Annotated in this window: 21 protein-coding genes; 4 read left to right on the top strand and 17 right to left on the bottom strand. The window is 70.4% G+C overall.

Annotated features, from left to right (window positions below; genetic code table 11):
• A partial coding sequence (locus ACFPZ3_RS49660) for an ATP-binding cassette domain-containing protein (RefSeq protein WP_379521427.1) occupies window positions 1–135 on the bottom strand: 135 nt, incomplete at its 3' end.
• Window positions 136–218: 83 nt separating this feature from the next.
• On the opposite strand from ACFPZ3_RS49660, the gene ACFPZ3_RS49655 reads away from it, so the two are divergent.
• Window positions 219–983, top strand: a complete 765-nt coding sequence (locus tag ACFPZ3_RS49655) for a TetR/AcrR family transcriptional regulator (RefSeq protein ID WP_379521422.1) — start codon at window positions 219–221, stop codon at window positions 981–983.
• On the opposite strand, the gene ACFPZ3_RS49650 is transcribed toward ACFPZ3_RS49655, so the two are convergent.
• A complete protein-coding gene (locus tag ACFPZ3_RS49650; RefSeq protein ID WP_379521421.1) occupies window positions 975–1,424 on the bottom strand; it encodes a MarR family transcriptional regulator in 450 nt (149 codons plus the stop codon). The two genes, ACFPZ3_RS49655 and ACFPZ3_RS49650, sit on opposite strands and share 9 nt — an antisense overlap.
• Window positions 1,425–1,501: 77 nt before the next feature.
• Between ACFPZ3_RS49650 and ACFPZ3_RS49645 the strand changes: the two genes are divergently transcribed.
• The gene (locus ACFPZ3_RS49645) at window positions 1,502–2,296 is read left to right on the top strand and encodes a nitroreductase/quinone reductase family protein (RefSeq protein ID WP_379521420.1); all 795 of its coding nucleotides are present in this window, start codon (window positions 1,502–1,504) and stop codon (window positions 2,294–2,296) included.
• Here the strand turns inward: ACFPZ3_RS49645 and ACFPZ3_RS49640 are convergent.
• The 8 genes from ACFPZ3_RS49640 to ACFPZ3_RS49605 all read right to left on the bottom strand — a co-directional run bounded on the left by ACFPZ3_RS49640 (window position 2,293) and on the right by ACFPZ3_RS49605 (window position 10,927).
• The gene (locus ACFPZ3_RS49640) at window positions 2,293–2,844 is read right to left on the bottom strand and encodes a GTP-binding protein (protein WP_379521426.1); all 552 of its coding nucleotides are present in this window, start codon (window positions 2,842–2,844) and stop codon (window positions 2,293–2,295) included. The genes ACFPZ3_RS49645 and ACFPZ3_RS49640 overlap by 4 nt on opposite strands.
• Window positions 2,845–2,851: 7 nt before the next feature.
• The gene (locus ACFPZ3_RS49635) at window positions 2,852–3,214 is read right to left on the bottom strand and encodes a DUF742 domain-containing protein (protein ID WP_379521419.1); all 363 of its coding nucleotides are present in this window, start codon (window positions 3,212–3,214) and stop codon (window positions 2,852–2,854) included.
• Window positions 3,215–3,240: 26 nt separating this feature from the next.
• Window positions 3,241–3,663: a roadblock/LC7 domain-containing protein gene (locus ACFPZ3_RS49630; RefSeq protein ID WP_379521418.1), complete on the bottom strand. Its 423-nt coding sequence runs from the start codon at window positions 3,661–3,663 to the stop codon at window positions 3,241–3,243.
• 21 nt (window positions 3,664–3,684) lie between these two features.
• Complete coding sequence (locus ACFPZ3_RS49625) at window positions 3,685–6,573, bottom strand: sensor histidine kinase (RefSeq protein WP_379521417.1); 2,889 nt, start codon at window positions 6,571–6,573, stop codon at window positions 3,685–3,687.
• Between the two features lie 133 nt (window positions 6,574–6,706).
• A complete protein-coding gene (locus tag ACFPZ3_RS49620) occupies window positions 6,707–8,932 on the bottom strand; it encodes a [protein-PII] uridylyltransferase (protein ID WP_379521416.1) in 2,226 nt (741 codons plus the stop codon).
• Entirely contained in the window at window positions 8,929–9,099 is a 171-nt protein-coding gene (locus ACFPZ3_RS49615) for a hypothetical protein (RefSeq protein ID WP_379521415.1), read from the bottom strand. Before ACFPZ3_RS49615 ends, ACFPZ3_RS49620 begins: the two co-directional genes overlap by 4 nt.
• Before the next feature lie 137 nt (window positions 9,100–9,236).
• Window positions 9,237–9,575, bottom strand: a complete 339-nt coding sequence (locus tag ACFPZ3_RS49610; RefSeq protein WP_360663860.1) for a P-II family nitrogen regulator — start codon at window positions 9,573–9,575, stop codon at window positions 9,237–9,239.
• On the bottom strand, window positions 9,572–10,927 hold the full coding sequence (locus ACFPZ3_RS49605) for an ammonium transporter (protein ID WP_379521414.1): 1,356 nt from the start codon (window positions 10,925–10,927) through the stop codon (window positions 9,572–9,574). Before ACFPZ3_RS49605 ends, ACFPZ3_RS49610 begins: the two co-directional genes overlap by 4 nt.
• Before the next feature lie 209 nt (window positions 10,928–11,136).
• Here ACFPZ3_RS49605 and ACFPZ3_RS49600 point away from each other — a divergent pair, with 209 nt between their 5' ends.
• Window positions 11,137–12,063, top strand: a complete 927-nt coding sequence (locus tag ACFPZ3_RS49600; protein ID WP_379521413.1) for an ABC transporter substrate-binding protein — start codon at window positions 11,137–11,139, stop codon at window positions 12,061–12,063.
• Here ACFPZ3_RS49600 and ACFPZ3_RS49595 read toward each other — a convergent pair.
• Together ACFPZ3_RS49595 and ACFPZ3_RS49590 are read right to left on the bottom strand one after the other, a co-directional pair.
• Entirely contained in the window at window positions 12,056–12,820 is a 765-nt protein-coding gene (locus ACFPZ3_RS49595) for an MOSC domain-containing protein (protein ID WP_379521412.1), read from the bottom strand. The two genes, ACFPZ3_RS49600 and ACFPZ3_RS49595, sit on opposite strands and share 8 nt — an antisense overlap.
• 10 nt (window positions 12,821–12,830) lie before the next feature.
• Complete coding sequence (locus tag ACFPZ3_RS49590; protein ID WP_379521411.1) at window positions 12,831–13,634, bottom strand: alpha/beta fold hydrolase; 804 nt, start codon at window positions 13,632–13,634, stop codon at window positions 12,831–12,833.
• An 83-nt stretch (window positions 13,635–13,717) separates the two neighbouring features.
• On the opposite strand from ACFPZ3_RS49590, the gene ACFPZ3_RS49585 reads away from it, so the two are divergent.
• On the top strand, window positions 13,718–14,287 hold the full coding sequence (locus ACFPZ3_RS49585; RefSeq protein ID WP_379521410.1) for a TetR/AcrR family transcriptional regulator: 570 nt from the start codon (window positions 13,718–13,720) through the stop codon (window positions 14,285–14,287).
• 297 nt (window positions 14,288–14,584) lie between these two features.
• Here ACFPZ3_RS49585 and ACFPZ3_RS49580 read toward each other — a convergent pair whose 3' ends face one another.
• The 5 genes from ACFPZ3_RS49580 to ACFPZ3_RS49560 all read right to left on the bottom strand — a co-directional run.
• Window positions 14,585–15,526 (bottom strand): sigma-70 family RNA polymerase sigma factor, encoded by a 942-nt coding sequence (locus ACFPZ3_RS49580; RefSeq protein ID WP_379521409.1) that lies wholly within the window; start codon window positions 15,524–15,526, stop codon window positions 14,585–14,587.
• Window positions 15,527–15,632: 106 nt separating this feature from the next.
• Window positions 15,633–16,778: an imidazolonepropionase gene (gene hutI, locus ACFPZ3_RS49575; RefSeq protein ID WP_379521408.1), complete on the bottom strand. Its 1,146-nt coding sequence runs from the start codon at window positions 16,776–16,778 to the stop codon at window positions 15,633–15,635.
• Complete coding sequence (locus ACFPZ3_RS49570) at window positions 16,775–18,103, bottom strand: formimidoylglutamate deiminase (RefSeq protein ID WP_379521407.1); 1,329 nt, start codon at window positions 18,101–18,103, stop codon at window positions 16,775–16,777. The genes hutI and ACFPZ3_RS49570 overlap by 4 nt, the downstream gene beginning before the upstream one ends.
• Entirely contained in the window at window positions 18,094–19,263 is a 1,170-nt protein-coding gene (locus ACFPZ3_RS49565) for an allantoate amidohydrolase (protein ID WP_379521406.1), read from the bottom strand. Before ACFPZ3_RS49565 ends, ACFPZ3_RS49570 begins: the two co-directional genes overlap by 10 nt.
• 32 nt (window positions 19,264–19,295) lie before the next feature.
• On the bottom strand, window positions 19,296–19,757 hold a 462-nt coding region (locus tag ACFPZ3_RS49560; RefSeq protein ID WP_379521405.1), incomplete at its 5' end, for an SDR family oxidoreductase.

Here is a 19,757-nt window from a genome sequence, read left to right as displayed (position 1 = left end):
GGCCGTGGTCTTTCCCGCGCCGTTCGGGCCGAGCAGGCCGCAGACCGTGCCCTGGCCCACGTCCAGATCGACGCCGTCCAGCGCCGCCTTCTCGCCGTACGTCTTGCGCAGGTCCTGCGCGAGTACCGCTGACATGCCGCCTCCTTGCGACGCGAATCGTACGCCGTACCGTACAAGGTACGAGGCGATCAGGCAACCGTACGGTGTACCGTACGAAGGTGACAGTCGAGTACTCCGGCAAGGGCGACCCCGCGCGCAGCCTCGCGCTGCTCTGGCGTACCAGCGAGCGGGCCAGCCGCAAGGGCAGGCCGGAGCTGAGCGTGGACCGCATCGTGCGCGCCGCCATCGAGGTGGCCGACGCCGAGGGGCTGCAGGCGCTGTCGATGCGCCGCGTGGCCGAGCGGCTGGGCGTGGGGACGATGTCGCTCTACACCTACGTGCCGGGCAAGCCGGAGTTGTTCGACGTCATGCTCGACGAGGTCTACGGCGAGACCGCCAGGCCGCACGACGTGCCGGGCGGCTGGCGGGGCCGGCTGGAGCAGATCGCCAGGGAGAACTGGGCCCTCTACCTGCGCCACCCCTGGCTGTTGCAGGTCGCGGCGAGCCGGCCGGTGCTCGGCCCGAACGTCACCGCCAAGTACGACTACGAACTCCGCGCGGTCGACGGCATCGGCCTGTCGGACCTGGAGATGGACTCGGTGATCACGCTGATCACCGGCTTCGTGCACGGGGCGGCCAGGGGCGCGGTGGAGGCGGCGCAGGCGGAGAGCCTGACGGGGCTGACCGACCAGCAGTGGTGGGCCGCGCACGCGCCCTTCCTCAGCCGGATCGCCGACGCCAGCCGCTACCCCACGGCGGCCAGGGTCGGACAGGCGGCCGGCGAGGAGCTCCAGGCGGCCTACAGCCCCGAGCACGCCTTCGAGTTCGGCCTGGAACGTGTCCTCGACGGCGTCGAAGCCCTGGTGAACAAGAAGTCAGCCTGACAGCGCCTCTTCGTAGGCGCGCAGCGTGTCCACGACCATGCGCCGCTGATCGGGCGTGAGCGGCTCCAGGGCCTGCCGCCACGCCTTGGCGCCGTACCCGAGCCACTCGTTGATCGCCCCCTGATGCCCCTCGGCGATGCTGACGATCGTGCGCCGCCGGTCCGCGTCGTCCTCGCGCCGCTCCAGCACGCCCTTCCTGCTCAGCTCCCCCACCATCAGACTGACCGTCGCGGGCGCCACCTCCAGCCGCGCCGCCAGCTCGTTCACCGTCATCGAGCCGTCGAACAGCAGGTACGCCAGCAGCGACAGATGCCGCGGCGCCAGCGACAACGCCTGCAACTCCTCCGGCACCTTCAGCCGCTTGGCGCGCCCCACCATGCGCGGCATCAGCAGCAGCAACGTCCTGATGCCGTCGTCCACGCTCAAGCCGTCAGTTGACATGGGCAACACCTTGCTGTCTAAATTAGCTTTGCTTGCAAAGCAAATAGGAATGTCAGTCTCCCCAAAAGGATAATGAGATGAGCGACTTCAACCAGCAGGTGATCGAGGAGTTCCGGGCGAACGCCGGCAAGGTGGGCGGCATGTTCGCAGGCGCCTCGCTCGTGTTGCTGACCACGGTGGGCGCCAGAACAGGGCAGCGGCGCACGAACCCGGCCGTCTACCTGCGCGACGGCGAGCGCATCCTGGTGTTCGCCTCCAACGCCGGCGGCGACGCCCACCCGGCCTGGTACCACAACGTGCTGGCCGGCCCGAGGATCACGGTCGAGCTCGGGGAGGAGACGTTCGCGGCCAGGGCGGTGCCGCTGGAAGGGGAGGAGCGCGATCGCATGTACGCCCGCCAGGCCGCCATCGACCCGGCCTTCGCCGCGTACCAGAAGCAGACCGACCGGGTCATCCCGGTCATCGCGCTGCACCCCGAGCAGGAGCGGCTACGCGCGTTCGGGGCCGAGCTGGTCAGGATCCACGCCTATCTCAGGGGCGAACTGGCCAAGGTACGCGCGGGCGAGGCGCCCGCCGACGATCTGCGGGCGCACTGCCTGACGTTCTGCGAGGCGATGACCTTCCACCACAGGGGCGAGGACCGCGTGGCGTTCCCCTACCTGGAGAAGTTGTTCCCCGAGCTGAAGCAGCCCCTCGACCGGCTGCGCGGCGAGCACGCCGTGCTCGCCGGGCTGATCGAGGAGCTGCGCGGGGCCGGCGATCCGGCCACGCTCGACCGGATCGCCGAGGAGATGGAGGCCCACTTCGCCTACGAGGAGGAGTTGCTCGTCCCGGTGCTCGACTCCCTCGAAGAGGTGCCGTGGGCGAGCTAGCGCACGGGGGCGGCGCGCAGGCGCACGACGTGCTCGACCAGCGAGATCAGCGTCGCCTTCACCGACTCGCGATGGCGGGCGTCGGTGCGCACGATGGGCACGTGCGGCGAGAGCGCGAGCGCCTCCCTGACCTCGTCGTCGGAGTGCGGGAACTGCCCCTCCCAGCCGTTGACCCCGATCACGAACGGCAGCTTGGCCTCTTCGAAGTAGTCGATGGCAGGAAAGCTGTCGGCCAGGCGGCGCGTGTCGAGCAGCACGACGGCGCCGATCGCACCCCGCACGAGGTCGTCCCACATGAACCAGAACCGGTGCTGACCGGGCGTGCCGAACAGATAGAGAATCAGATCACGGTCGAGTGACAGACGGCCGAAGTCCATCGCCACGGTCGTGGTCTGCTTGTTCGGCGTCATCCCGAGGTCGTCGATGCCCGCGGACGCGTCGGTCATCACCGCTTCCGTGGTGAGCGGGAGGATCTCCGACACCGCCCCCACGAACGTCGTCTTCCCGACGCCGAAGCCCCCGGCCACGACGATCTTCGTCGAGGTCAGGCCGGGGCTAGAGCCTGCGTAGTCCACTGAGCACCCTTTCGAGCATGTTGAGGTCTGGCTGTCCCTGGCTGAGGCGTGGCTGGTGCAGGCGGACAAGCCCTTCGTCGGACATGTCCGCCACGAGCACCCTCGCCACGCCCAGCGGGACGCGGAGCAGGGCCGAGATCTCCGCGACCGACCGGAACGACCTGCAAAGCTGCATGATGGCCTCCTGCTCGGGAGTGAGCATGGTCATCTCGTCGTCCGGGATCGACATGGAGGAGATCAACGTCTCCATCGCGAGGTGATAGCGCGGCTCGGATCGGCCGCCTGTCACCGCGTAAGGACGGAACAGGGGCTCATCGTCCCCAATTCCGTCACTGCCGTACACGGCCCTCTCCCATCAGTTCCATAACATCACCGGGACCTGGCTGCCTGGAGTTCCGCGCGCAAGGCCAGCGTGAGCGCCTGTCCCGCCCTGTCTACCAGCAATGTCATCTGGTACGCCACGAGGCCCATGTCACAATCAGGACCCGCCAGAACCGTCAGAACCGAGCCGTCGCTGACGGCCATCACCAGGAGCAGGCCGCGCTGCATCTCGACGACGGTCTGCGTCACCGCACCGCCTTCGAACACCCTGGACGCACCCACGGTCAGGCTCAGCAGCCCCGCGGAGACCGCGGCGAGCTGGTCGGCCCGGTCCGGAGGGAAGCCCTCCGAGGCGGCCAGGCAGAGCCCGTCCGCCGAGACCACGACGGCATGCGCGACTCCGGGCGTATTGCGGACGAAGTCGGTGATCAGCCAGTCGAACCTGTGCGCCTCATGGCTAAGGGTTGTCACGCATCCTCCCCGGCGGGACGCTTACTCACTCTGTTCCTCCTGTCCACGTACTTCTTCGCGGGCCCGTCGTACGCCCTGCTGGTAACCGGCCATCCGGCTGCGCATCCGGTCGGCTGAGACCGGGGGCGCCGGAGCCTGCCGCTGCGGTTGCTGTTGCGACTGCGCGGGCTGGCTCGCCGTGCCGGGCACCAGGTTGGCCTTGGGGGTCCGCTTGGGCAGCCCGGCGGCTGTGATGCCGCCGAGGCTGGGCTCGCTGGCTGCGGCCGCCGCCCGCCATCCGGCGTCTGCGGCCGTTCGCCACGCTTCCTCCCCAGAGGGTACGGCTTGCGCGGGCGAAGCCTCACCTCCGGTCGTAGCCGGCGGCGCCGCCTCTTCGGGCGGCCTGCGGAACCAGGCGGACTCCACCGAGGCGAAGATCGGCAGGTATTCCTCCTGCTCCTGCTCCATCGGCGACACGTCCACGGAGGGCGCAGGATCCGGCCGGCGAACGTCATTCGTGGGGTACGACGGCGGCGTCTGGAACGCGCCATTACCAGATCCGCGAGAACCTGGGCTGGGGTACGAAGGGTAGGTTCCGGCGTCGAACAGGCCCGGCTGCCTGCGGTAGGAGCCCCCGTCGGTGTCGGCGGTGAAACCGGCGACCCCCGCTCGGCCCGGGTCGGAGTTGAACGCCCCGAACGCGGGCCTGGGCGCCTGGGGAGCGCTGTCGTACGTGCCCGGTCCCTGCTGTCCCGGCTGTCCCTGCTGCGGCGGTCCCGCGTGTCTCGGCGGGCTCGGGGGCCGCTGGCCGGCGTCGAAGGAGTCGAAGCTGGCGAACGACCTGAACGACCCGTTATGCCCGTTCTGCCCGTTGTGCACGGGCGGCGGTGGCGCCGCCTGGCTGGGCACCGCGCCGCCGCCGAACGCCGGCCGCTGCGGCAGCGGCTGCTGGGTTCCGTCGGTGATCAGGGTGGGCGGCAGCAGCACCATGGCGATCAGGCCGTTGCCCTCGCCCCTGCGCAGTTGCACCCGGATGCCGTGGCGCAGCGCCAGCCGGCCGACCACGAACAGGCCCATGCGGCGGGAGACCGACACGTCCACGACGGGCGGCTCGGCCAGGCGGCGGTTGGCCTCGGCCAGTTCGTCCTCGGTCATGCTGATGCCGGTGTCGCTGACCGACAGCAGCGCGCCGCCGCCCTCGATGAGGCTGCTGGTGACGATGACCTGGGAGTTGTTCGGGGAGAACTGGATGGCGTTCTCGACCAGCTCGGCGACGAGGTGGACCAGGTCGTTGGCGCAACTTCCGAGCACCGACGTGCCCCGGTGCACGCGTACCTGGACGCGCTCGTAGCCCTCGACCTCCGACAGCGCGGCGCGTACGACGTCGACCAGCTTGGCCGGCTGGCTGCGCCGGCGGGTGGCCTCGTGGCCGGCCAGGACCAGGAGGTTCTCGGAGTTGCGGCGCATGCGGGTGGCCAGGTGGTCGAGCTTGAACAGGTCGGACAGCCGGCCGCCGTCCTGCTCGCCCTTCTCCAGGCCGTCGATCAGCGAGATCTGCCGCTCGACCAGCGTCTGCGTGCGGCGCGAGAGGTTGACGAACATCGAGCTGATGTTGCTGCGCAGCTCGGCCTCCTCGCCCGCCAGGCGCACGGCCTGCCGGTGCACCTGGTCGAAGGCCCGCGCGACCTCGCCGATCTCGTCGTTGCCGTCGACCTCGATCGGCTGCACGTCACGTACGGACGAGTCGCCGCTGGCGCGGAGCTGGTGCACCACGTCGGGCAGCCGGAAGCCGGCCACCTCCAGCGCCTCGGTGCGCAGCCGGCGCAGCGGGCTGACCATGGAGCGGGCGATGGCGACGGTGAGCAACAGGACGAGCAGCAGCAGCGCGACGATCAGGGCGCCGGCGACGATCGCGTTGCGGATCTCGCCGTCGCGGAGCTCCTGGCTGCGCAGGTTCACCTTGCCCGCCAGGCCCTTCTCGATGCCGTGCAGCACCTCGATGGCGACGGTGTTGTTCTTGAACCACTCCTCGCGCTCGGCCCTGGCCGAGATGAGGTTGTCGGTGATGACGGCGCCCGGCTTGCGGCCGCTGGCCAGCGTGACCGCGCGCGACTTGGTGAGCTGGATGTTGACGTACCTGGGTTCGGAGGCCAGCGCCTTGGACAGCTCAAGGCCGACCTCGACGCCGGCCTCGGCGCCCACGGTGGCGATGTCGCTCTGCTGGCGGGCGTTGGAGGCGATGAACTGCTCGACGACCTTGCCGTCCACGCGCTTGGAGTCGTAGGAGGCCTGCAGGAGCTGCACGCGCTGCCGGGAGATCTCCTCCTTGGCCGCCGCGAGCGCGCTCAGGCCGCGGAACTGGCCGACGATCTGCGAGTCGTCCGACATGAGGCTCAGCTCGTCGTGCAGCTTGAGCAGGGTGTCGGTGAGGAAGTCGTAGCGGATGGTGTCGGTCTGGCCCTCGGTCCTGATCTTGGCCAGCCGGCCCATGTCGTACTTCGCCTGGGCGGCGGCCTTGACCACGCGCGGGCCGTAGGAGTCGTCCATCGTGTCGAGGTCGGAGCGCACGGTCTTGATCAGCGTGTCGACGGCCGCCTTGCGCTCCGTGTAGGCGGGTGCGAGCTTCTTGCGCAACGCACGGTTGGCACCGATCCAGCCACCCGTGTCACGCTCCAGCCCGATCGCCTGCACCAGGTCGCGGATCCGACCGGACTGCTCGGCCGAGGTGGCCGTGCGATCATAGACGCCGATGCTCTGCACCGAGCCGACCACGCGCGCTCCCCCGAGCACGACGCCGGCGATGGTGGGCACCAGGATGAGCGCGGTGAGCCGCCACCTCACGCGCCAGTTACGCAGGCCGAGCCGCGACAGCGGCCGCTTGTGGCGGTCCCGCTCGGCGGCCGGGCCGCTGCCCGAGTTCCCCGTAGTCACCGCTTCCGCTACCCCTCAATCGTCCCGTCAGCAACGGGTCATCAAGCCGTCCACAAGGTATCCGCAGCATCTGACTTATCCGGCATTTCGGACACAATTGTTACCAATGCGACCGGTTGTCGTGTGCTGTTGGTTATCGCAGTGCGGCAAGGACTTGATCGCGGACTTGAGCCCTTTGCGCGTCGTCGCTGAGGGGGCGACCCGCGCGGTCCACAACATAGAAGACGTCCACCGCCTCCGCGCCGAGAGTCTCCACGCGAGCGGCCCTCACGTCAAGACCGCAGTCACCGAACGCTCGTCCAATACGCCACAGGAGCCCCGGCCTGTCATGGGCCCTGACTTCCACCACGGTGGCGGTCGCGGAGGCGTCGTCGACCAAGGTCACACGAGGTGGCGCCACCGGCACGCGGGGCGGCCTCATCGAGCGTGTGCGGCGGGCCAGCCGCTGCTCGATGTCAAGACGTCCAGCAAGGACGAGACGGAGATCGGACTCCAGTGTCGCCGGGTCGGGAGGGGAGCCGTACTCGGGGATCACGGAGAACTCGATCACCGCCGTGGAGCCCGCGGACGCCGACGAGGCCGAGCGCACGACGAGCCGGTGCGCGGACAGCACCCCCGCGGCGCTCCACAACAACCCCACCCGGTCGGGGGCGACGACCGTGACCGCTCCCCCGTGGACGCGGACGGCGCCGCCGCCGTGCCGGGCCAGCGAGGCCTGCTCCTCCGACAGCATGGGCGGCTTGGGCGGCGGCGAACCCGCCAGCACGGACCGCACGCGGCGTACGAGGTCGGCGACCAGCCCCGCCTTCCAGCTGTTCCAGGCGGCCGGACCGGTCGCGTTGCCGTCGGCCACCGCCAGCGCGGCCAGCAGGTCGAGCACCTCCCGCGTGCCCACTGTGGCGGCGACCTTCTCGATCGTGACGGGGTCGTCGAGGTCCCTGCGGGTGGCGGTCTCGGGAAGCAGCAGATGGTGGCGTACGACCGTGGCCAGCGTCTCGACGTCCTGGGCGGGCAGCCCGATGCGGGTGGCGATGTCGCGGACCACGACCTCGCCCGTCGCCGAATGGTCGCCTGGCCAGCCCTTGCCCACGTCGTGGAAGAGCGCCGCGATCAGCAGGAGGTCGGGACGGGAGACCTCGCGGGTGTGGCTGGCGGCGTTCGCGGCGGCCTCGATCAGGTGGCGGTCGACCGTGAAGCGGTGGATCGGATTGCGCTGGGGACGGTGGCGTACGCGTTCCCAGTCAGGGAGCAGCTTGACAAGGATGCCCGCCTGGTCGAGCTCCTCCCACACGGGCACGGCGGCGCGGCCCGCGCCGAGGATCGACACCAGCGAGTCACGCGCCTCCTCGGGCCACGGCACCGGCATCGGAGGCGACTGAGCTGCCAGTACGGACATCGTCGCGGGCGCCAGCGGCAGCCCGGAGTCGGCCGCCGCGGCGGCGACCCGCAACACCAGGATCGGGTCCTTGCGCGGGTTGACCCCCCTGGCGAGCACCACCTCGCCACCGTGCTCGACCACACCGTCGGCCAGCGGGCGGCGCCCACGCGGAGCGGGGCCTGACAGGAGCCTGTCAACGGTGCGCCAGGTGCCGTCGAAGGCATGGGAGATGGTGCGCCCCGCCTCCGCGAGCCTGCGCATCAACGCCTCGGCGTCCAGCAGGCCGAGCAGCCCGGCCACCGCGTCCTGCTCCTGCAGGACCAGCCGGTCGGTGCCGCGGGCGGTGACGACGTGCAGCGCGTGCCGCACGTCGAGGATGAACTCGTAGGCCTCCCGCGCCCGCGGCCCCGGCGCCGAGGCGACCCAGGCGGCGGCCACGGCCTGCATGGCCTGCACGTCGCGGAGCCCGCCGCGGCCGTCCTTGAGGTCGGGTTCGAGCAGGAATGCCAGCTCCCCGCTGACCTGGGCCCGCTGGTCGGACGCGTCACGCAGCTCGCCGAGCCGGCGCCGGGAGTCGGCGCGCCATTCGGCCAGCACCGCCTCCCTGGCCTTCCTGGTCAGGTCGGGGTCGCCGGCCACGTGCCTGGCCTGGATGAGGCCCAGCACGGCCTTGAGGTCCTGCCTGGCGACCGAGACGGCCTCTTCCACCGTGCGTACGGAGTGGTCGAGGTTGACCGCCGAGTCCCAGATCGGATACCAGATCCGGTCGGCGATCCTGGCCACGTCGGCCCGGCCGTTGTGCAGCAGCACCAGGTCGAGGTCGCTGCCGGGCGCCAGCTCGCCCCTTCCCAGGCTCCCGACGGCGACCAGTGAGACGTGGTCGCCGTCGCTCGCCGTACGGAAGAGATCCTTGAGCCACCGGTCGGTGTCCGCGGCCCGCTCCTTGCGGGCCGCGGCGTACGAACGGGCCTCTCCCCTCACTGCTCTGCCCCCTTGCCGAGCTCCACCCGAACACCGTTGTCCAGGCATCGCAGCGAGGACGTCCAGTGACGGATGCCCTCGCCGCGCCGCGGATCCATGCTGCGCCTGATGGCCTCGCTCCGCGAGGGCATCCTGTGATGGATGTCCTCGCTTCGCTGCGGATCCATGCTGTGTCTGATGGCCTCGCTCCGCGAGGACGTCCTGTGATGGATGTCCTCGCTTCGCTGCGGATCCATGCTGTGTCTGATGGCCTCGCTCCGCGAGGACGTCCTGTGATGGATGTCCTCGCTTCGCTGCGGATCCATCACAGGGCTTCCGGGCCCCGTTCCCCCGTGCGGACACGGATGACGGTGTCGACGGGAACGGACCAGACCTTGCCGTCGCCGATCTTGCCGGTGTGGGCCGCCTTGACGATGACGTCGATCACGTCTTCGGTGTCATCCTCTTCGGCGAGGACCTCCAGCCGGACCTTGGGCACCAGGTCCACCTGGTACTCGGCCCCGCGGTAGACCTCGGTGTGGCCGCGCTGGCGCCCGTAGCCGCTCGCCTCGCTGACCGTCATTCCCTTGACGCCGAACTGTTCCAGTGCGGCCTTCACGTCATCCAGCTTGAAGGGCTTGATGATCGCGGTGATGAGTCTCATGCGTCCACCTTCTTAGGTGCGGGTGCGGTGGGACCGTTGGGGGAGCTCACGCCGGAGGCGTAGATCGTGCCGAGGTCGTAGCCGGTCTCGGCGTGGGTGGAGACGTCGATGCCGGTGACCTCCGACTCCTCGGGGACGCGGAAGCCCATGGTCTTGTCGATGATCTTCCCGATGATCCACGAGACCACGAAGGAGTAACCACCGACCGCGATCGGACCGAGCACCTGGAGGCCGAGCTGGCTGAGCTGCCCGCCCTCGATCAGGATGCCCTTGTTCTGGCCGGGCAGGAACGGGTAGGCCGCCACGAAGCCCAGCGAGATCGCGCCGATCACACCACCGACCAGGTGCACGCCGACCACGTCGAGAGAGTCGTCGTAACCCATCTTGTACTTCAGGCCCACCGCGTACGCGCAGCCGACACCGGCCAGCAGGCCGATGACCACGGCCGCCCACGGGTCGACGAAACCACAGGCGGGCGTGATGGCGACCAGACCGGCCACCGCGCCGGAGGCGACGCCGAGCGTGGTCGCGTGACCGTCGCGCAGCTTCTCCACCACCATCCAGGCGCCGGCGGCGACGGCCGTGGCGACCTGGGTGTTCATGAAGGCCAGGCCCGCGGTCTGGTCGGGCGCGAGCTCGGACCCGGCGTTGAAGCCGAACCAGCCGAACCACAGCAGACCGGTGCCGAGCAGCACCAGCGTCAGGTTGTGCGGGCGCATGGGCTCCTTACGCCAGCCCTTGCGCTTGCCCAGGACGAGTGCGAGCGCGAGCGCCGCGGCGCCGGCGTTGATGTGCACGACCGTGCCGCCGGCGAAGTCCTCGATGCCGAGCTGGCCGAGCCAGCCGCCGCCCCACACCCAGTGGGCGACGGGGAAGTAGACCACCGTGGCCCACACCAGCGAGAACAGCACCCACGCGCCGAACTTGGCCCGGTCGGCGATGGCGCCGCTGATCAGCGCGACGGTGATGACGGCGAAGGTGAGCTGGAAGGCGGAGAACACCATGAGCGGGAAGTTGTCAGCCGCGGCGGCCTCGGCCGTCACGTTCCCGCCCTCGACGACCAAACCTTCGTAGACGGCGTTGAAGACACCGCTCAGACCGACATAGTCGAGTCCCCCGATGATCTTGTTGACGAAGCCGGTGCCATCACCGGCCGCGTCGAACGCGAACGAGTAGCCGTACAGGACCCAGGCGACGGTCACGACGATGATGCTGACGAACGACATCATCATCATGTTCAGAACGCTCTTGGCCCGGGTCATGCCCCCGTAGAAGAACGCGAGGCCCGGAGTCATCAGCAGCACCAGGGCGGTGCATACCAGCATCCAGGCGGTAGTGCCGCTGTCGATCATCGAAGCGACCCTCCTTCGTACATGTGACGTGTGGCCACAGCGTGTTCGGCTGGGGTTTCGTGGCTCGACCAGGCGTGTTTCACATTCGTGAATCTCGCCGCGCGGGTGTTTCGCCTAGGTTTCGGGCTTCTCACCGGACCTTTTTCGGCGATGCCAAACCGGACATGAGATACTTAGGCTTGCCTAACCTAAGCGATCAAGGAATACACATGCGTCTCCGCCTGACCGTCGCCGCCCTGCTCCCCGTGTTAGTGCTCGCCGCGTGCGGGACCTCGACCACCTCCCAGGAGGCGGGCCCCACCAGGACCGTCAAGCACGCCATGGGCGAGACCAGGGTGCCCATGACTCCGAAGCGGGTCGTCGTGCTCGACACGGACAAACTCGACACGATGGTCTCGCTCGGCCTCACCCCCGTCGGAGCGGCACAGGCCCAGGAGAATCAGGCGTGGCCGAAATACCTCGGCTCCGCCCTGGCGAACACCAAGCCGGTCGGTACGCTCCAGCAGCTCAACATCGAGGCCATCATGGCGCTCAAGCCGGACCTCATCCTCGGCACCAAGTTCCGGCAGGCCGCCTTCTACGACAAGCTCACCAAGATCGCCCCGACCGTGTTCACCGAGCGGGTCGGCATCACCTGGAAGGAGAACTTCCTGCTCGACGCCGAGGCGCTGGGCAAGAAGGACCAGGCGCAGCAGCTCCTGGCCGCCTATCAGACGCGCGCCAAGGAGGTCGGGGCCAAGTTCTCGAAGCTGCAGGTGAGCATCATGCGGTTCATGCCGACGGAGATCCGCATGTACGGCCCCGAGTCGTTCAGCGGCATCGTCGTGGGCGACGCGGGCATCCCCCGGCCGCAGGTCCAGCAGCTCGCCGACCAGGACGACAAACGTTTCGGCAAACTGAGCCAGGAGAACATCGCCAAGGCCGACGCCGACGCGGTCTTCTACAGCGCGTACGGGGAGGCGGCGGCCAAGTCGCAGGCCTCGGTGACCGGCGGGCCGCTGTGGAAGAACCTCGGAGCGGTCAAGTCGGGCAACGCCCACAACGTGGACGACGAGATCTGGATGCTCGGGATCGGCGTCACGGCCGCCGGCAAGATCCTGGACGACCTGGACAAGTATCTGACGCCGCTCACGTAAGCCGTACCCGATCGCCCTTCCTGACCAGACCGGGCCGCACCACCCGCGCGTACACCCCCGCGCAGGCCTGCGGCCCCATGTCGAACACGGGCACCCGGTTGTGCTGGGAAACCGTGCGCAGGGCGTCGGCGTCGCGCCCCAGAGCCCCGTGCGCCAGCGTCGGCACGGCGCAGCGGGGACTGGGCGCGAGGACGTGCAGCACGACGTCCTCGCCGACGCTCAGCTCCCGCCCCACCCAGCCGTTCTCCACGAAGCCCTCCGCCGTCTCGGTCGCGATCACCAGATTCGGCCGGTAGCGGAGGGCTTCGACGTGCCCGCGCGGACTCAGCGCGCCGATCCGCTCGACGGCGGAGGTGGAGATCAGGTGGACGGGCGCGAAGTCGAAGAACGTGCCCTCGGGGGCCGCCCCGCCGAGCGTGCCCACCGTGTATGGCACCTCCGCCTCGATCCCCTCCGCCAGCACCTGCTCCGGCACGGACCGCTCGAACTCGGCGCCCTCAGGCGGCACGTCGATCAGCCGGACCTCGCGCCCGACCAGCTCCGACAACTCCGCGTCACCCGGCGCCCGGGCGCCCTCGATCGTCAGCAGCCCGCGCCAGAGCCGGGGATTCTTGGCACTGGCGATCTTCCCCGTCACCACGTCGAGCACCGCCCGCGCCCGATCCCCCGCGAGCCCGCGCTCGGTCACCCCGCTCTCGGCGACCTCTTCCCCCAGCATGGACTTGACCGGATAGCGACGCAGCGTCTCGACATGCATGCCGACGAGCCTACGGCTGCGCCCAGAACCGCCTCAAATGCGGCACCAGCTCACCGGCCCGCTCGTCCGGGAAGAACAGCCGCCCGCCCTCGATCTCCACGATCTCCCGCACGCCCGGCAGCGTGTCCCGCAACCACCGCGCCCAGCTCACGTCGAAGAACACGTCACCCGTGCCCCACACCACGAGCGCCGGCACGGTCAGCACGGCGAGCTGCGGCTCGATCGCGACCAGCTCCTTGGCGTCGATGCCGGTCAGCAGCCGTTCGAACGCGCGCCCGCCGTCCGGCTTGCTCAGAATCGGCCTGATGTACGCCTCCACCAGCGCGGCCGGATCCTCGATGCGCTCGTAGCCCTCTCCGAAGGCGGTCTCGGTCAGCAGTTCCGGCCGGTCGAGCAGGAGGGCGGCAAGCCCGGCCAGCTCACCTCTGGCGGCCAGCTCGACGGTGGGCTTGAACGCCTCCGGCGGGGTGTTGGTGTGCACGTCGCAGTTGGTGAGGGTGAGGGTGCGCAGGCGTGCGCGATGCCGTACGGCGAAGATCTGCGCCACGGCGCCGCCGGTGTCGTTGGCCACGAGATCGACCTCGCTGAGCCCCAGATGCTCGCACAACTCCTCGACGGCCTCGGCGAGCGCGGGCAGCGACAGATCCTCCCGCACGGCGCTGCCACCGTGCGCCGGCAGATCGATCGCCACGCACCTTCGCTCGTCACGCAGCTCGGCGATGACGTTCCGCCAGAGATGGGAGCTGGTCCCGACACCGTGCACGAACAGACTGACGGGCCCCTGCCCGACGTCCACGTAGGTGATCCCCTCCACGGGCTTGATCCTTCCTCAGATAACAAACCGACTGTCGGTCTATGAAATTACCGACCGATAGTCGGTTTGTCTAGAGTGGATTCATGAACCTCAAGGCCGAACGCGGCGCGGCCACCCGCGACAAGGTCCTCACCATCGCCACGCGACTCTTCGCCGACCGGGGCTACGACGACACCTCGATCGAGACGGTGCTCCAGGAGTCGGGGCTGAGCAGGGGGGCGCTCTACCACCATTACGCGGGCAAGGAATCCCTGTTCGAGGCGGTCCTGGAGGCCACGGAGGCGACCGTCGGGGCCAAGATCGTCGAAGCCGTCCGTGACTCCCCTGACGCCGAGTCCGCCCTCCGGACCGGCGTCCTGGCCTGGATCCGCCTCGCCGGCGACCCGGTCATCAAACGCATCGTCCTCATCGACGCACCATCGGTGCTGGGCTGGGAGCGCTGGCGCGCCATGGAGGAGCGCTACTCGTTCGGCATGCTGAAAGGCGCCCTCCGGGCCACCGGCTCAGTGCGCCCCGAGTTCCTGGACCTGCACGCGCACATGCTGCTGGCGGCCATCAACGAGAGCGCGCTACTGGTGGCCAGGGGCGGCGACCACCCAACGGCCGAGGCCGCCGTCGAAGATTTCCTCCACCGCCTCCTCCGCCCCACCTGACCCCGCCCAGCACTCCTAAGGGCATCGTCCCGCCGACGCGGCGCCTCAGAGGAGGCCCGGGGCGGTGACGGTGGGGGGCCGAGCGGAGCGCCGAGGCAACCGCGCCGCCCCGGGACAGGCACATGCGCCCACCAGCCGCAGAGCGCCACCCCTCTCAGGCGCCGCGTCGGCGGGACGGTGGGGGGCGGGTCTCGGCGCCCTTGACGGTGCTGAGCGGTCGGTCCCGGTTGCATGGGCGCGCGGGACCGGCGCCCTGAACGGCGGCCGGGCGGGAGGGCCGCCGGAGGTCCAGAAGGGTCAGGCGGCGGCGGTGGCCATTTTGCGGAGGCGGGCCAGGGCGTCGCGTTCGATGCGGCGGGCGCGGTCGCGGCCGATGCCGTAGCGCTCCCCCACCTCGGTCAGCGTGTGCTCGCGCCCGTCCACCAGCCCGTAGCGCCACCGCAACATCTCGCTGGTGGCCCCTTCGAGCCCCAGAAGCCACTGGTCGAGCCGCTCGCGTTCCAGGATGTCGATGGCCTGCTGCTCAGGATCGGCCCAGGTCTCGTCGGCGATCATGTCGCCGAGCTCCGTCTCGTCCTCGTCGCCGACCCCCAGTTGCAGGGAGACGGGGTCGGAGGCCCAGCGGCGCAGCTCGCGCACGCGCTCGATGGGTAGTTCGAGGATCGAGGCGAGGTCGTCGTCGGTCGGCTCGGCGTCGAACTCCGCCAGCAGGTCGCGCCGCACCCGCATCAGCCGGGTCATCTGCTCCCCCGCGTGCGTGGGCAGGCGTACGGGACGGGCCTGCTCGTGGATGGCGCGCCCCACCGACTGCCGGATCCACCACGTGGCGTAGGTGGAGAACTTGTATCCCCGGCGGTAGTCGAACTTCTCCACCGCACGAACAAGGCCCAGGTTCCCCTCCTGGACCAAGTCGATCAGCGGCATCCCCCGGCCGGAGTATTTCCTGGCCACCGCCACCACGAGGCGGAGGTTGGCCTGGATGAACTCATCCTTGGCCCGCTGGCCCGAGATGGCCAGCCGCTCCAGCTCCTCGTCGGCCGCGTCCCCGATGCGCGGCTCCGTGCCCCCGCTGTCGAGCAGCTGCTCGGCGAACAGGCCCGCCTCGATCCGCTTGGCGAGCTCCACCTCTTCCTCCGCCGTGAGCAGCGGGACCCGGCCGATCTCGGCCAGATATGTCCCCAGCAGATCGCGGTCAGCGACGTGCTGATCCTGCGTGCGACTCCCCGTAGGCCTTGCCATCCCCAGGCACCTCGTTCCGCAGCTGCGTTCTATACCCGGCCAACGTCCGGCCACATGCAAAGATTCCCTAAACAACTACGACCGGGGGATGGTTCTGGATGTCCTCCTAAAGGAGGAGACCGGCCTGAAACACCTGGTGGACGAGGGGAACGCCGGGTCGATAGGCCACATGCACGTATGAGGGAGCGTTGAGCACGACGAGGTCCGCGCGGGCTCCGGGCCGCAACCACCCTACGTCCGTACGGCGCAGCGCGCGCGCCCCTCCGTACGTCGCCGCCCTGATCGCCTCCAACGGCGTCATCCGCATCTCCCGTACGGCCAGCGCCACGCAGAACGCCATCGACGACGTGAACGACGAGCCGGGGTTGCAGTCGGTGGCCAGCGCCACGGTCACGCCCGCGTCGAGCAGCCGCCGAGCCTCCGGGTACGGCGACCGCGTCGAGAACTCGGCCCCCGGCAGCAGCGTCGCCACCGTCCCTGAGGAGGCCAGCGCGTCCACGTCGGCCGCCGTCAGGTGCGTGCAGTGGTCGGCGGAGGCGGCCCCCAGCTCGCAGGCGATCCGCACCCCCGGCCCCTCGGTGAGCTGGTTGGCGTGCACCCGCACCCCGAGCCCCGCCTTCAGCCCGGCCGTGAGGATCTCCCGCGTCTGGTCCCCGTCGAACGCCCCCCGCTCGCAGAACACGTCCACCCACTTCGCGTACGGGGCACAGGCTTCGAGCATCTCCCCCGCCACGAGCCGCACGTAGGAGTCGGCGTCCGCGTCGGCGGGCACCACGTGCGCGCCCAGGAAGGTGGTCTCGTCGGTCAGCGCGGTGGCGATCTCCAGGCAGCGCCGCTCGTGCTCGACGGACAGGCCGTAGCCGCTCTTGATCTCCACGGTGGTCGTGCCCTGGGCGAGCATCTCGTTCACCAGGGCGTGGGTGCGGGTGGCCAGCTCGGCCTCACTGGCCTGGCGGGTGGCGGCGACGGTGGTCCTGATGCCGCCCCCGGTGTACGGCTCGCCCGACATGCGCGCCTGGAACTCGGCCGTCCTGTCACCGGCGAAGACCAGGTGGGCGTGGCTGTCCACGAAGCCGGGAATCACGGCGCGGCCCTCGGCGTCCACCCGCTCGTCGGCGTCGGGCGCCCCGGCGGAGGGCCCCGTCCAGGCGACCAGGCCGTCCTCGATGACGAGCGCGGCGTCGGCGATCTCCTCCTGTTCGGGGTCGCCGGTGTACAGGAGTCCGATGTGGTCGATCACGGTGGTGGTCATCGCAGGCTTCCTATCGCCTCGGCCAGCATGGATCCGACGTCGCCGAGCACGTGACGGCCCTCGGCGACCACTTGGCGGCCCCCGGAGACGACCGAGTGCACGTCGGCCGCCGTGGCCGCGTACACCACCGCCTCCAGCCCCGACGCCCCCGCCGTCCGTACGGAGTCGAGACGGACCGACACCAGGTCCGCCCACGCGCCGGGCACGAGCTGGCCGGCGTCGGGGAAGCCGAGCGAGGTGTGGCCCCCGCTCGTGGCGGCGGCGAGGAGGTCGGCGGCGGGCCAGTGACCGCGTTTCTCGGTGGCCAGCCGCTCATCCAGCTCCACCGCCCTCGCCTCCTCGAACAGGTCGATCACGGCGTGGCTGTCGGAGCCCAGCGTGATCCGCGCGCCGCGTTCCGAGGCGGCCCTGGCGGGGCCGATGCCGTCGGCGAGGTCGCGTTCGGTGGTGGGGCACATGCAGATGTAGGTGCCCGACTGCCCGAGCAGCTCGATGTCGACGTCGGTCAGGTGGGTGGCGTGCACCACGGTCGAGCGCGGCCCCAGCACCCCGCGCTCGTGCAGGACCTGGACGGGCGTGGCCGCGTACGTCTCCACGCAGGCCGTGTTCTCCGCCCGCTGCTCGGAGACGTGCACGTGGAGCGGCGCCGCGTGCCGGTGGGAGAAGTCGGCCACGACGGGCATCTGCTCGGGCGGCACCCCCCGCACCGAGTGGATGGCCGCGCCGATCTCCACGTCGGACTGCCCCTCGTACTCCCCCGCCAGCCCCTCGGCCCTGGCCGCCCAGCGCTCGGCGTCCCCGTCGCTGAAGCGCAGTTGCACCCCGGACAGGGGCACGCCGATGCCGCCGGACAGGTAGCAGGTGTCGAGCAGCGTGATGCGCAGTCCGGCGGCGCGGGCGGCGCGGACGAGCGCGTGGCCCATCGCGTTGGGATCGTCCCGGTACGGCCGCCCGTCCTGGTCATGGTGCAGGTAGTGGAACTCGCCCACGCACGTCACCCCCGCCAGCGCCATCTCGGCGTAGACCGCCGTGGCCAGCCGCAGGTAGGAGTGGGGATCGAGGCGGGCGGCCACTTCGTACATGCGCTCGCGCCAGGTCCAGAAGTCGCCCTTGCCCTCCTGCGCGGCGCCGCGCAGGGCACGGTGGAAGGCGTGGGAGTGGGCGTTGGCCAGGCCGGGGATGGTCAGCCCCGGCAGCCGCACGGCCGAGGCGGGCGGCGGGCCCTGTTCGATCCGCGCGATCCTGGTGCCCTCGATCTCGACGAGGACGTCGCCGGCGACCCCGTCGGGCAGCCAGGCCCGCTCGCACCAGTAGGTCAGCGACACAGATCCTCCAGCACATCCGCGAGTGCCACGACTCCCGCCTCGCAGTCTGCCTGTTCGGCGTGCTCGCCGGGGGAATGGGAGACGCCTGTGGGGTTCCTGACGAACACCATGGCGCTCGGGACGCCCGCAGCGGCGAGGATTCCCGCGTCGTGACCCGCGCCGGTGGGCAGGATCGGCGCGGGCGTGTCGCCGCCGATCACCCGGGCCAGCCGGTCCCTGAGCACCGGATCGAAGCCGACCTCCGGCGTCCAGGACTCCTCGCCCACCTCCGAGGCCGTCGCGGTGAGCTCGGCGACCAGTTCGCGCACGGCCCGCTCGTCGGCCCCGCGCGCGTCCAGCCAGGCCGAGACCAGGCCGGGGATGGCGTTGGCGTTGCCGGGCGAGACGCGTGTCTTGCCGACCGTGGCCACCACCCCGAGGCGCTCGGCCGCCTCCCGCGCGGCGAGCACCATGCGGGCGAACGGCAACATCGGGTCGTCCCGGTCGGCCAGCCTGGTGGTGCCCGCGTGGTCGGCCCGGCCGCGGAAGTCGAAGCGCCACCGCCCGTGCGGCCAGATCGCCGCGGCCACCCCCACGGGGCGGTCCTCGGTGACGAGCCCGCGGCCCTGCTCGACGTGGAGCTCCACGAAGGTGCCGACGGCGGCGAGGGTCTCCTCGTCGCGCCCGATCTCGCGCGGCCTGCGCCCCGCCCGCTTCATGACCTCGGCCAGCGTGCCGCCGTCGTCGTCGGTGAGCCCGAGCGCCCGCTCCGGCGAGAGCACCCCGGTGAGCAGCCGCGACCCCATGCACGGCACGCCGAACCTGGCGCCCTCCTCGTCGGTGAAGCACGCCACGCCCACCGGGACGGACGGCGTGATGTCCCGCTCCCGGAGGAGGTCGAGCGCGGCGAAGGCCGACACGACGCCGAGCGGCCCGTCGTACGCGCCGCCCTGGCGTACGGAGTCCAGATGGCTTCCCGTCACCACGCCTGGCCGCTCCGGCGACGGGGAGCCCCACCACGCCCACAGGTTGCCGTTGCGGTCTTCCCGCAGGTCGAGCCCCCGCCGCGCGGCCTCACCCCCGAACCACTCGCGTAGCTCCAAGTCGGCGTGCGACCACGCGTCCCTGAGGTAGCCGCCGGTCTCCTGATCTCGTCCTATGTGCGCGAGTGGCTCAAGCATGGACCCAACTCTAGTGAATGGATTCATTCACCTCAGTTGACGGGGCCTCCTCTGGGCCGGACGGTCAGCTCGGTGAGGTGGGCGTCGGGCCCGGCGGTGACGGCGGCGAGCAGGGCCCGCGCCACGGTCTCCGGCTTGAGGTATTTGCCGGGTTCGAACGCGCCCCCCTCGTACTCGCGCACACCCCGCTGCATGTCGGTGGCTGTCCGGCCGGGATAGACGGTCGTGACCCGCAACGAGGGCTCCTCCAGCCGCAGCGCGTCGGCGAACGCCTTCAGCGCGAACTTGCTGGCCGCGTAAGAGGCCCAGTCGGGATTGGCCCGCTGGCCCGAGCCGGAGTTGATGCACACGACGTGCCCGCCGGCCCGCCTGAGCGCGGGCAGCAGCAGCCTGGTCAGCTCCGCGACCGCGACGACGTTCACCTCCATGGTCCTGCGCCACACGTCGGCCGGCTGGTCGGCGATGCGGCCGAGCCGGCTCACCCCGGCGCTGTG

The organism is Nonomuraea insulae, assembly GCF_042656245.1.
Note: the sequence above shows the minus strand (reverse complement) of the source record. Positions and strands in the feature narration are given on the sequence as shown.